We start from the raw sequence: 11,992 nt of genomic DNA on the forward strand, positions 1-11,992 counted from the left end.
GCCGGTCAGGTCGCGTCGGCGCCGCGGTACGGGCCCTTCTCCAGGACCAGGCCGCCGGGCGCGTCCGCGGCCTTCATGAGGTACGACTCCCGGGTCGGCGGCGCACCGGCGGTGCTGTAGTCCAGCACCGCGGCCAGCCCGCCGGTGTCGACCTTGGTCAGCGACTGGCGCGCCTTGACCAGGCCCTGACGGGTGAGGTCCTTCGCCGCGCAGGCGGACTCCAGCAGCTGGCGCATCACGTCGGCCCGCGCCCAGCCGTACGAGATCTGCAGCGTCGGGTTGGTGCCGGGGTACTTCTTGAGGTACGTGTCCAGCACCGCCTTCGACGCCGCCTGGTCGAACGGGGACACCGGCTGCGCACCGAGGAAGTGGCTCTTGAGGTAGGCCCCGCCCGGGGTCTTCAGCGCGCCGGGCGCGAACGTCTGGGTGTTGCCCAGCAGCGGCACCTGCATGCCCTGGGTGGCGGCCACGGCGGCGGCCGACGCGAGCGGCCCGCTGCTCGTGGACAGCACGATCGCCTTGACGCCCTGCGCCTTCATCGCGGTGACGTGCGCGGTCATGTCGGTGTCGGTCGGCTTGATCTTCGCCTCGACGAGCTTGAGGTTGTGCGCGGCCGCGACCTTCTTCGAGCCGATGAGCCCGCTCTCGCCCAGCTCACCCTCGAAGTAGATGTGGCCGATCGCGTCACCGGCCGCGAGCGTCTTCTGCTCGAGCAGGTGGTCGAGCAGGTTGACCACCTCGAGGTCGGTGGTCGTGCCGACGACGGTCATCAGCGGGTTCTTCAGCAGCACCGGGGCCCAACTGGCCGGCAGCGTGACGATGCCGTCCTTCTGGATGTCGGCGGACAGCGCCGCGTTCATCGGCGAGCCGAGGATCTGCTCGAAAACCAGCGACTTGGTCTTCATGCTCGCGTACAACGACACCGCGGTCTGCACGTTGTACCCGTGGTCGCGCACGTCCAGGTCGACCTGGAACCGGCCGCCGCAGACGCCGCCGGCGGCGTTGCGCTGCTCCCAGTACAGCTTCTCGGCGTTGGTCAGCTCGGTGGCCAGCGGCGCGAACTGCCCGGTCAGGTCGGTGAGCACGCCGAGACTGATCCGGTTGCCGCTGACCCCGACGTCGGTCTTGATCTCACCGGTCTGGCCGGAGCTCGGTGTGTTGGCTTTCCCGCTGCACCCGCTCAGGGTGACGCCGATGGTCACCGTGACGGCGACGGCCAGCAGGCGGAGCGCTCGGTTCATGGATACTCCCAAGGGGTGTCTGGCGGAAACGGAGGCCGTTGAGGCCGCGGGCGCGCACGAGCACCACCGCGATGACGGCGATGCCGAACGCGTACCGGGCGGCGTGGCTGGCGGTGACGCCACCGCTGCCCGGTTCGGCGAGGAAGGGCAGGTCGGCGGCGTACTCCTGGAGCAGCACGGGCAGGGCGGTGACGACGGCGGCGCCGGCGACCGCACCGCCGACCGAGCCGAGCCCGCCGATCACGATCATCACGAGGTACAGCACGGACACGTCGAGCGCGAAGGACTGGGGCGCGACGCTGCCGATCGCGACGGCGTAGAGCACGCCGGCGAGCCCGGCGTACATGGAGGACAGCACGAACGCGAGCGCCTTGTACGACTGGACGGGGATGCCGACCGCGGCGGCCGCCGGCTCGCTGTCACGGACCAGGACCAGCGCCCGGCCGACCCGCCCGGCCACCAGGTTGCGGGCGAACACCGCGGCGAGCACCAGCGTGGTCCCGCCGATGTACCACAGCTTCTCGTACACGCCGAACGGGACCTGGGCCACGACGGTGACCGTCTCGTCGACCAGGCCCGGGGTGCGCCGGCCGTTGAAGCCGCCGGTGAGCGGGGCGGCGACGTTGAGCACGTGCTGGCCGATGAGGACCAGCGCGATGCTGGCGATGCCGAGGTAGATGTGGCGCAGCCGGGCGGCGATCGGTGAGAACGCGAGCCCGGCCAGGCCGGCCAGCACCGCCCCGGCGACCGCGGCGACCGGCGTCGGCAGGCCGAGGCCGAGACGCTCGCCGCCGGCCGGCGCGGCCAGCACGCAGTACGTGACCGCGCCGACGCCGAGGAAGAAGGCGTGCGCCAGGGAGAGCTGGCCGGCGGTGCCGGTGAGCAGCGTCAGCCCGATCGCGCCGATGCCCGCGGCGGCGACCGAGAAGCCGAGCCGGAGCCAGAACTCGTCGAGGTAGTACGGCGGGACGAGGACCGCCAGCCCGATCGCCACCCACCCGGCGGTGGCCCGGATACGGTCAGACACGGCCGGCCGCCCGGGTGCCGAAGAGGCCCGCCGGCCGGACCAGCAGGACCGCGATCATCACGATGTACGGCACCACCTCCCCGGAGCCGCGCCCGAACACGGCCAGCTCGTCCTGGTAGCCGGCGGCGAGGCTCTCCGCGACGCCGACGATCAGGCCGCCGACGAGCGCCCCGGTCGTCGAGTCGAGCCCGCCGAGGATGGCGGCGGACAGGGCCCGCAGGGCGACGACGCCGACGGCCGGGGACAGGCCGGGCGTCGGGGAACCGGCGAGGAAGATCCCGGCGACGACGGCGAGCCCGCCGGCGAGCAGCCAGCTCGTCGTGACGACCCGCCGCACCCGCACCCCGACCAGCGCCGCGGCCTCCGGGTCCTCGGCGGCCGCCCGCATCGCCACGCCCCAGCCGGTGAACCGGAACGCCAGCAGGAACGCGGCGATGATGAGCGCCGCGACCCCGAGCGCGACGACCCGGTTGGCGGGCACCGCGACCTCGCCGAGCCGCACCGCGGCGCCGCCCCAGGGATGGCCGAGCACCACGATGTCCGGCCCCATCCGGCGGCTGAGCTCGGTGCCGAGGACGATGTCCACGCCGATCGTCATGATGGCGAGAGCGACCGGGGCCGCGTCGCGCATCGGGTCGGCGAGCAGCCGCTGGATCACCAGCGCGGCCCCGGCGCCGGTGAGCACGCCGAGGGCGGCGGCGGCCGGGAAGCCGACCGTCTCCCAGGTCCGCGCGGTGACGTACGCGCCGAGCAGCAGCAGCGAGCCGTGCGCGAAGTTCACCACGCCGGCGGCCTTGTACAGCAGCACGAACCCCAACGCGACGAGCGCGTAGATCGAGCCGGTGGACAGTCCCGTGAGCACGATCGACAGCAACCTGGTCATGCCGCCACCTCCGCTGCGCTCCGGCGTCGGCCTGACCTGAACCGGTGACATGATGACCGGCCCGAGACGCTTCGCTGGCCGGTCATGCCGCGGTCCCGAGGTAGGCGCGCAGGACGTCCGGGTCGTCCAGGATCTGGCCGGGTGGGCCGTCGGCGATGCGCCGGCCGAAGTCGAGCACGGTGATCCGGTCGGCCAGCCGCATCACCATCGGCATGTCGTGCTCGACCAGGACCACCGTGACGCCGTCCTCGTCGCGCAGCCGGCGGATCAGCTCGGCGACGGCGTCGGTCTCGGCGGCGTTGAGTCCGGCGACCGGCTCGTCGACGAGCAGCAGGCGCGGCTCGGCGCACATGGCCCGGGCCAGGTCGACGCGTTTGCGGTCGCCGTACGCGAGCTGCACCACCGGCCGGTCGAGCAGGCCCGCGACGCCGCAGCGCTCGGCGACGGCCTCGACCCGGGCCCGTTCGCGCCGCTCCTCGCGCCGAGCGCCGGGCAGCCGCAGCCCGGTGCGCACCGGCCCGGCCGCCATCCGCAGGTGGCAGCCCAGCAGCAGGCTGTCGCGGACCGTCTGGCCGCCGGAGAGCGCGACGTTCTGGAAGGAGCGGGCGATGCCGAGCCGGGCGATGGCGTGCGGGCGCAGGCGGGTGAGCTCCGTGTCGCCGAAGCGGATGCGGCCCCGTCGTGGGCGGTACAGCCCGGACAGCACGTTGAGCAGCGTCGACTTCCCGGCCCCGTTCGGCCCGATGACGGCGTGGATGGTGCCCGGCTCGACGGTCAGGGCGACGTCGGACAGGGCGGCGACCGCGCCGAAGCTGACCGCGAGGTCCTCCACGACGAGCCGCCCGGCGGTGGCGGCCGGCCCGCCGGACGGGGTGCCGGCGAGCGGTCCGGCGCCGCTCGCCGCCGATCCGCCGAGGTACAGCCGGCGCACCTCCGGGTCCTCGCGCAGCCGCTCGCCCGGGCCGTCCAGCGACACCCGGCCGAGCTCCAGCACGTAGGCGTGCCGGGCGAGGCGCAGTGCGAGCGCCGCGTTCTGCTCGACCAGCAGCACTGCCATCCCGTCGGCGTTGAGCTGGCCGACCGCGGCCATGACCCGGGCCGCCGTCCGCGGGGCCAGGCCGAGGGACGGCTCGTCGAGCATGAGCAGGCGCGGCGCGGCGGCGAGGGCCCGGCCGATGGCGAGCATCTGCTGCTCACCCCCGGACAGCAGCAGGCCGCGCTGGCGGCGGCGGTCGCCGAGAACCGGGAACAGGTCGTACACCCGCTGGATCGCCTGCCGGTCCCGGCGCCCGCCGGCGGACGCGGCCGCGAGGCGCAGGTTCTCCTCGACGGTCAACGTGCCGAAGATGCGCCGCCCCTCCGGGACCTGGACGATGCCGCGCCGGAACGACTCCTCGGGGCCGCCGCCGTGCAACGGCTCGCCGTCGAACCGGATCTCGCCACCGGTGATCCGGCCGCGGTGCCGGCGCAGGTTCTGGCTCACCGCCCGCAGCAGCGTGGTCTTGCCGGCGCCGTTGTTGCCGACCAGCGCGACGATGCCGCCCTCCGGCACCGTCAGGCTGACCCCGCGCAGGGCGGCGATGCTGCCCTGGTACGCGATACTCAGGTCACGAACGTCCAGCATGGGCGCCCCTTGTCAGCTCAGCGTGTAGGCGTCGTAGACGACGGCGGCGGGCTCGCGGCGCGCGGAGGCGACCGCGACGGTTCGGCCCAGCCACGCGTACTGCGGCGCGGCGGTCTCGAAGTGCAGGGTCAGGCGGAAGTAGTAGGTGGCCGGGTCGACCGGTTCGCCGGCGGCCAGACGGGCGAGGACGTCGGGCGGGCCGTGGCGGAAGCCGCGGGTCCGGATGTACACGAGCGCCCCGTCGTCGGTGCGCAGCAGGTAGCGGGTGTCGATGACGGCGGTGCCGTCGGCCAGCACCAGCTGCCAGTCCGCCCCGCCGGGCAGCACCGTGCCGGTGAACGCGGCGCCGGCGAACGACCCGCCGACGATCGGGTACACCCGCCGTTCGCCGCCGGGCGTGACGCCGACCCCGAGCATCGGCGCGAGCTCGACGTGGACGGTCGCGAGGGGTTCCAGGTGCACGTCGCCGTCCCTTCAGTGAGACGTCCTTGTGACGGCCGCAGCGGTGCTGTCTTACGTCGGTGCGAGCCCGAGCACGCGCAGGGCGTTGTGCTTGAGGATCAGCGGGCGGACCTCGTCCTTGACCGGCAGCTCCGCGAACTCGGCCAGCCACCGGTCCGGGCTGATGAGCGGGTAGTCGGTGCCGAACAGGACCTTGTGCCGCAGCGGGCCGTTGGCGTACGTGACCAGCTGCGGCGGGAAGTACTTCGGCGCCCAGCCCGACAGGTCGATGTACACGTTGGCCTTGTGCGTGGCCACCGCGAGCGCCTCGTCCTGCCAGGGGAACGACGGGTGCGCCAGCACCACGGTCAGCTCCGGCAGGTCGGCCGCCACCCCGTCGAGCAGCATCGGGTTGGAGTAGCCGAGCCGGATCCCGGCGCCGCCGGGCATGCCCGCACCGATCCCGGTCTGCCCGCTGTGGAACAGCGCGGGCACGCCCAGCTCCGCGATCGTCTCGTACAGCGGGTACGCCATCCGGTCGTCCGGCGCGAACCCCTGCAGGCTCGGGTGGAACTTGAACCCGCGCACCCCGTGCTCGGCGACCAGCCGGCGGGCCAGCGCCACCCCGGCCGGGCCGCGGTGCGGGTCGACGCTGGCGAACGGGACGAACACGTCGGGGTGGCGGGCCGCGGCCGCCGCCACGTGCTCGTTGGGGATCGGCGGGTGCCCGGTCACCGACTCGGAGTCGACGGTGAACAGCACCGCCGCCAGCCGGCGCGCGCGGTACACCTCGGCGATCTCGTCGATGCCGGGCGCCCGCCCGCCGGTCGTCCTGAAGTACTTCGCCGACGCCGCCATGTGCGCCGCCGGCAGGCTCTCGTGCCCGTCGTCGGCCCGCTCGGCGTGGACGTGGAAGTCGATCGCCTCCACCGCGTCGAGATCCAGTGTGGGCCGATGTCCGGTCATGACGTCACCTCCGCTGCGCTCCGGCGCCGCCCTGACCTTGAGACTGCGCCCCTGATGACCGGCCCTCCGCTGCGCTCCGGTCCGCTCCGGCGCCGCCCTGACCTTGAGACTGCGCCCCTGATGACCGGCCCTCCGCTGCGCTCCGGTCCGGTCATGGCAGCGCCTCCTCGGCGGCCTTCGCGGCGAGCAGCCCGACCACCAGCCGGTCGCGGGCCGCGGCCAGGTCGGCGTCGGTCCGGTCGCCCAGCTCGGCCCGCACGCCGGCGACGAGGGCGGCGCTGAGCTCGGCGGTGAGCACCGGGCTGCCGAGGTCGGCCCACCACCGCACCATCGGCGGGCCGAGGTGGGCCAGGGTGTGGCTCAGACCGCCCGCCCCGCCGGAGAGGTGCTGGTTGACGAACGGCCCGAGGACCGACCAGCGCAGCCCGGGCCCGTTGGCGATCGCGGCGTCGATGTCGGCGACGGTGGCGGTGCCGCGTTCGACGAGGGAGTACGCCTCCCGCCACAGCGCCGCCTGCAGCCGGTTCGCGACGTGCCCGGCGACCTCGTGCCGGACGTGGATCGGCCGCTTGCCCAGCCAGGCGTAGACGGCCATGGCGCGCGCCGTGGCCGCCGCGCTGGTACCGCGCCCGCCGACCACCTCGACCAGCGGGATCAGGTGTACCGGATGGAACGGATGGCCGACGAGGACCCGCTCGGGGTGGTGCGTGCAGCCGGCCTGCACGACGCTGGGCGGCAGCCCCGACGAGCTGCTGGCGATGACCGCGTCGACGGGTGCGGCCGCGTCCAGCTCGGCGATCAGCTCCCGCTTGAGCGTCTCGTCCTCGGGCCCGTTCTCCTGCACCAGCTCCGCGTCGCGGACCGCCGCCGCCGGGTCGTCGAGCACCCGCAGCAGGCCGAGGTCCGGCCGCTGCGGCGCGCCGAGCAGGCGCATGGTCGGCCAGTGGTCCGCGACGGCGGCCGTGAGCCGCTCGGCGCCGCCCGGCGCGGGGTCGTACGCGGCGACGGCCACGCCCCGGGCCAGCAGGGTGCTGACCCATCCGGCGCCGATCGCGCCGGTGCCGATGACCGCCGCCCGGCGGATCGCCCCGGCGCTCATCAGGCCGCCCTCCCCGCGGGACCGCCGGGCACGAACTGGTCCAGGGCGGCCGGGTCGAGCAGCGCGTCGCGGCTCGCCACGGCGTCCGGTGGCAGGCCGAGCAGGATCCGCTTCACCGGCACCTCGAGCTTCTTGCCGGTGCGGCTGCGTGGCACGGCGCGCACGGCGTGGATGGCGTCGGGTACGTGCCGCGGCGACAGGCCGGTGCGCAGCGCGGTGCTCAGCCGGTCGCGCAGCGCGCCGTCGAGCGTGACGCCGCCGGCCGGCACGATGTAGAGCAGCAGCTCGCCGGGGCCGCCGTCGGGGTCCTCCAGGTGCACGACGAGGCTGTCGTCCACCTCGGCGAACTCCTCGACGACGCGGTAGAACTCGGCGGTGCCCAGCCGCACCCCGCCGCGGTTGAGCGTGGCGTCGGACCGGCCGGTGATGACGCAGCTGCCGCGTTCGGTGTACCGGATCCAGTCCCCGTGGCACCACACGCCGGGGTACCGGGCGAAGTAGGTGGCGTGGTACAGGGCGTCGCCCGGGTCGTCCCAGAAGCCGACCGGCATCGACGGCAGTGGCCGGGTGATGACCAGCTCGCCGAGGCGGCCGACGACCGCCCGGCCGGCCTCGTCGAACGCCTGGCCGTCGACGCCCAGCAGGTTGCCGGTCATCTCGCCGGCGTACACCGGCTGCATGGGGCTGCCCGCGACGATGCCGGTGCACAGGTCGGTGCCGCCGCTGCCGACGTTGAGCAGCACGTCGGGGCCGAACTGCTCGTGGACCCACCCGAAGCCCTCCACCGGCAGCGGTGAGCCGGCGACCCCGAGCTGGCGCAGGGCGGTCAGGTCGAACCGCCGGGCCGGCTCGATGCCCTGCCTTCGGCAGGCCATGAGGTAGCCGGGGCTGGCGCCGACCAGGGTGGCGCGGGTCTGCGCGGCGAGCCGCCACTGCTCGGTGAGGTCCGGGTACAGCGGGTCGCCGTCGATGAGCACGATGCCGGCGCCGAGCAGCAGGCCGGACACCAGCGTGTTCCACAGCATCCACGCGGTCGAGGTGAACCACAGTAGCCGGTCGCCGGGGCGCAGGTCCCAGCTCAGGCCCAGGTTCTTGAGGTGCTCGACGAGGATGCCGCCGTGCCCGTGGACGATCGCCTTCGGCCTGCCGGTGGTGCCGGAGGAGAACAGCACGAACAGCGGATGCTCGAACGGCACCGGCTCGAACGCGAGCGGCTCCACCGTCGCCAGCAGCTCGCTCCAGGTCACGGCGCCGGGCGGCCGGTCCGCGCCGGCCGGGCCGTAGGGCACGTGCACCACGTGCCGCAGCGTGGGCAGCGCCGCCCGGACGGCCGTGACGGCGTCGCGCCGGTCGATGTCGCGGTCGCCGTAGCGGTACCCGGACACGGCGAGCAGCACGGTCGGGCGCAGCTGGGCGAACCGGTCCACCACGCTGCGGACGCCGAACTCGGGGGCGCAACCGGCCCAGATCGCGCCGAGGCTCGCCGTGGCCAGCATCGCCACGACCGTCTCCGGGATGTTCGGCAGGTAGCCCACCACCCGGTCGCCGCGCCCCACCCCGAGCCGGCGCAGCCCGGCCCGGGCCCGGCCGACCCGGTCGGCCAGCTCGCCGTAGGTCAGCTCGACCGGCTCGCGGGTCTGCGAGTACGCCACGACCGCGACCTGACCGGGGTCGCGGACGTGCCCGACGGCGTGCTCGGCGTAGTTCAGCGTCGCCCCGGCGAACCAGCGGGCGCCGGGCATCCGCTCGGCCTCCAGCACCGCCCGGGGCGGCGTGTGGGCCCGCACGCCGAAGAAGTCCCAGATCGAGCCCCAGAAGCCGGACAGGTCGGTGACGGACCAGCGCCACAGGTCGGGCACGCCGGGGAAGTCGAGCCCGCGCCGCTCGCGCAGCCAGTCCAGGTAGCGGCCGAGCTCGCTCGTGGCCCGCGCGTCCGGCGGCACGGCGCGCAGCAGGCTGCCCTCGACCAGGCCGGTCATGTCCCGGCTCCGGACGTGCCGTCGGGCGAGGGCCCGGCGACCCGGGCGGCGCGGCCGTCGAGGAACGCCCGCATCCGGTCCTTGGCCTCGTCGCTGCCCTGCGCGACCGCGCTCATCAGCGCCTCCAGCAGCAGCCCGGTGGCCGGTTCGGCGGCGGCGATGCGGGGCAGGGCCTGCAGCACCGCGAACGTGGTCAGCGGGGCGGCCGCGGCGATGCGCTCGGCCAGGCCCAGCGCCGTCGGCAGTCCCTCGCCGTCGCCGACGAGGTACTGCGTCAGCCCGGCGGCGTGCGCCTCGGCCGCGTCGTACACCCGGCCGGTCAGCATGAGGTCGACCATGCGGGCGGTGCCGATGAGCCGGGGCAGCCGCACCGAGCCGCCGCCGCCGACGAAGATGCCGCGCTGGCCCTCGGGCAGGGCGTAGAAGGCCGACGCCTCGGCGACCCGCACGTGCGTGGCGCACGCGAGCTCCAGCCCGCCGCCGATCACCGCGCCGCGCAGGACCGACACGACCGGCACCGCCCCGAACTCGACCGCGGCCATCGCGCGGTGCCACATGCGGGAGTGGGCGATGCCGGCCACGACGTCGGTCCCGGCCAGCTCCGCCAGGTCCAGCCCGGCGCTGAAGTGCCCGCCGTCGCCGGTGAGCACGACGGCCCGCACGCCGGGCGGTGGGGCGGTGAAGAACCGCTCGAGCCCCAGCAGGGTGGCGTCGTCGATGGCGTTGCGCTTGTGCGGCCGGTTGAGCGTGAGGACGGCGACCGCGCCGTCGCGGCGGACCGCGAGGCCCGGCGGTGGGTCCTGGGCTCCGTGCGGCGTTGTGGCGTCCGTCACCGGCATGAGCGGAATGCTAGACATCAATGACAACGGCCGTCAACAGACCGTCGAAGATTCCGGGTTCGCGTAGCCTGACGCTCGTGACCATGAACGAGCCCACCGCCGCAGCGGACGCGGCGGCCACCGACCCGGCGGTGACGAGGGTGACCGCCACCGTCGTGCTGCGGCCCCAGTCGGTCCTGCTGACGTTCTTCGGCGACTACGTGCTCGACGGCGCCGTCCTGGTCGCCGCGGGCAGCGTCATCGACGTGCTGGGCCGGGTCGGCATCGGCGAGCACGCGGCCCGGGCGACCCTGTCCCGGATGGTCCACCGCGACCTGCTGCACCGCGAGGCCCGGGGGCGCCGGGCGTACTTCGGACCGACCGAGCACGGCCGGCGGGTCATGCTCGACGGCCGCAGCCGGGTCCAGGAGGGCGACATCGTGACCCGCCAGTGGGACGGCACCTGGACCGTCGTCGGCTTCTCCATGCCGGAGTCATGGCAGCGGGAACGGCACGACCTGCGCTCCCGCCTGCAGTGGGCCGGCTTCGGCATGGTCCAGGCCGGGCTGTGGGTGGCGCCCCGCCGGGTCGAACTCGCCGGCGTGCTGGAGGACTCGCAGCTGGAGGAGTACGTGCGGGCGTTCGAGGCGGCGCCGACCGGCCCGACGGAGCCGACCCGGCTCGTCGCCGAGGCCTACGACCTGCCGTCCCTCGCCGCCCGCTACACCGCGTTCATCGAGCGCTGGATGCCGTACGACGGCGACGGACCCGGCCCGGTGGACGCGGTCAGCCGGCGCGTCGTGCTGACCACCGACTGGCTCCAGGTGGTCCGCGACGATCCCCGGCTGCCTCTGGAGTTCCTGCCCGCCGACTGGCCCGCGGTCCAGGCGGAGATGCTCTTCCGGCGGATCAACGGCCGGCTGCGGCGCACCGCGGAGCGCGAGATGCGCCAGCGCCTCGACGTCATCCCGGCCGTTGTACCGGCGGCCGCGACCCCGGCCGAGGCCTGAACACGCCGGTGCGGCTCATGGGGTGGAGCTGTCTGGTGGCGGGACGACCATGACCGGGCGGTCGGCGCTGTGCAGGACCGCCCTGGCGGCGCTGCCGAGCAGGACCTCCTGCGCCGCCGACCGGCCGTGCGAGCCGACGACGACCATCGCGGCGCCGCTGGTGCGGGCGTACGTCAGCAGCGCCTTGGCGACGGTGCGCGGGCGGACGCGGCGGGCGTGCTCCGCCGGCCGGCCGGGAGCGTGGAGCGGATCATCCGGACCGGCCGGGTCCTGCACGACCCGCACCACGCCGTCACCACCGGCCGTCGCGGCGACGAACGGCCGGCCGGCGAACAGCTCGCGCGCACTCCGCCACGCCACGGCGGCGTTCGCCGAGCCGTCCCAACCCACCAGCACGGCGCCCTCGCGCAGCGCGGTGTACTCGGCCAGCAGCAGCGGGTGGGGCACGACGATGATGGGGCAGGCACCGAAGTGCACCACCATGTCCGAGACGCTGCCGAGCAGCGCCCGGCTGCCGCGCAGACCGTGGGACCCGACCAGGATGACGTCCGCGTGCGTCTCCTCGGCGATCTGCGCGAGTTGGACGCCTTCGCCGCCGTACGTGCGCCGGGTGAGGTGCTCGGCGGTCCAGCCGGCGGCCTCCGTCAGCCTCACCCCGACCTCGGCGAGGCGTTCGGCCTCACGCTGCCCCTCGCGTTCGACGGCATCGACGAACGTCTTGAAGTTCCGCGGGCCGGTCCACAACCGCTCCCGCAGGCCCGCGTCCGCGAACGGTGGACTCCACAGGTGCACGATGACGGCGTGCGCGCCGGGCAGCAGGCGGGAGCCGGCGTCGACGGCGGTGCTCGCGGACGGCGAGCCGTCGTAGCCGACCAGCACGCGGACAGGATTGGCGTTCGGCACA

Annotated in this window: 11 protein-coding genes and 1 pseudogene; 1 reads left to right on the forward strand and 11 read right to left on the reverse strand. The window is 74.7% G+C overall.

Going from position 1 to position 11,992, the window contains the following annotated elements; all coding sequences use genetic code 11:
* Positions 1-5 precede the first annotated feature (5 nt).
* The 10 genes and pseudogenes from OP18_RS46735 to OP18_RS46775 form a co-directional block, all read right to left on the reverse strand.
* Positions 6-1,241 carry an ABC transporter substrate-binding protein gene (locus tag OP18_RS46735; RefSeq protein WP_033366623.1) on the reverse strand — a complete coding sequence of 412 codons (1,236 nt, stop codon included), beginning with the start codon at positions 1,239-1,241 and terminating at the stop codon, positions 6-8.
* Positions 1,132-2,268: a branched-chain amino acid ABC transporter permease gene (locus OP18_RS46740; RefSeq protein ID WP_081971726.1), complete on the reverse strand. Its 1,137-nt coding sequence runs from the start codon at positions 2,266-2,268 to the stop codon at positions 1,132-1,134. Before OP18_RS46740 ends, OP18_RS46735 begins: the two co-directional genes overlap by 110 nt.
* A complete protein-coding gene (locus OP18_RS46745; RefSeq protein ID WP_033366626.1) occupies positions 2,261-3,151 on the reverse strand; it encodes a branched-chain amino acid ABC transporter permease in 891 nt (296 codons plus the stop codon). Before OP18_RS46745 ends, OP18_RS46740 begins: the two co-directional genes overlap by 8 nt.
* An 82-nt stretch (positions 3,152-3,233) precedes the next feature.
* Positions 3,234-4,082 (reverse strand): ABC transporter ATP-binding protein, encoded by an 849-nt coding sequence (locus OP18_RS62410; RefSeq protein WP_341483925.1) that lies wholly within the window; start codon positions 4,080-4,082, stop codon positions 3,234-3,236.
* Positions 4,062-4,775 (reverse strand): annotated as a pseudogene (locus tag OP18_RS62415) (ABC transporter ATP-binding protein); the annotation flags it as partial. The gene OP18_RS62410 and the pseudogene OP18_RS62415, both read right to left, overlap by 21 nt.
* A gap of 12 nt (positions 4,776-4,787) precedes the next feature.
* On the reverse strand, positions 4,788-5,237 hold the full coding sequence (locus OP18_RS46755) for a DUF3237 domain-containing protein (protein ID WP_033366630.1): 450 nt from the start codon (positions 5,235-5,237) through the stop codon (positions 4,788-4,790).
* 51 nt (positions 5,238-5,288) lie between these two features.
* The gene (locus tag OP18_RS46760) at positions 5,289-6,182 is read right to left on the reverse strand and encodes an amidohydrolase family protein (protein WP_063745775.1); all 894 of its coding nucleotides are present in this window, start codon (positions 6,180-6,182) and stop codon (positions 5,289-5,291) included.
* Positions 6,183-6,333: 151 nt separating this feature from the next.
* Positions 6,334-7,281 carry a 3-hydroxyacyl-CoA dehydrogenase NAD-binding domain-containing protein gene (locus OP18_RS46765; protein WP_033366634.1) on the reverse strand — a complete coding sequence of 316 codons (948 nt, stop codon included), beginning with the start codon at positions 7,279-7,281 and terminating at the stop codon, positions 6,334-6,336.
* Positions 7,281-9,260 (reverse strand): acetoacetate--CoA ligase, encoded by a 1,980-nt coding sequence (locus tag OP18_RS46770; protein ID WP_033366637.1) that lies wholly within the window; start codon positions 9,258-9,260, stop codon positions 7,281-7,283. Before OP18_RS46770 ends, OP18_RS46765 begins: the two co-directional genes overlap by 1 nt.
* The gene (locus OP18_RS46775) at positions 9,257-10,099 is read right to left on the reverse strand and encodes a crotonase/enoyl-CoA hydratase family protein (RefSeq protein WP_052388395.1); all 843 of its coding nucleotides are present in this window, start codon (positions 10,097-10,099) and stop codon (positions 9,257-9,259) included. Before OP18_RS46775 ends, OP18_RS46770 begins: the two co-directional genes overlap by 4 nt.
* Before the next feature lie 83 nt (positions 10,100-10,182).
* Here OP18_RS46775 and OP18_RS46780 point away from each other — a divergent pair, with 83 nt between their 5' ends.
* On the forward strand, positions 10,183-11,088 hold the full coding sequence (locus tag OP18_RS46780; protein ID WP_081971731.1) for a PaaX family transcriptional regulator: 906 nt from the start codon (positions 10,183-10,185) through the stop codon (positions 11,086-11,088).
* A 15-nt stretch (positions 11,089-11,103) separates the two neighbouring features.
* Here OP18_RS46780 and OP18_RS46785 read toward each other — a convergent pair whose 3' ends face one another.
* Positions 11,104-11,967, reverse strand: a complete 864-nt coding sequence (locus OP18_RS46785; protein ID WP_156090277.1) for a universal stress protein — start codon at positions 11,965-11,967, stop codon at positions 11,104-11,106.
* Positions 11,968-11,992: the final 25 nt, after the last annotated feature.

This window comes from Dactylosporangium aurantiacum, assembly GCF_000716715.1.
Taxonomy (GTDB): domain Bacteria; phylum Actinomycetota; class Actinomycetes; order Mycobacteriales; family Micromonosporaceae; genus Dactylosporangium; species Dactylosporangium aurantiacum.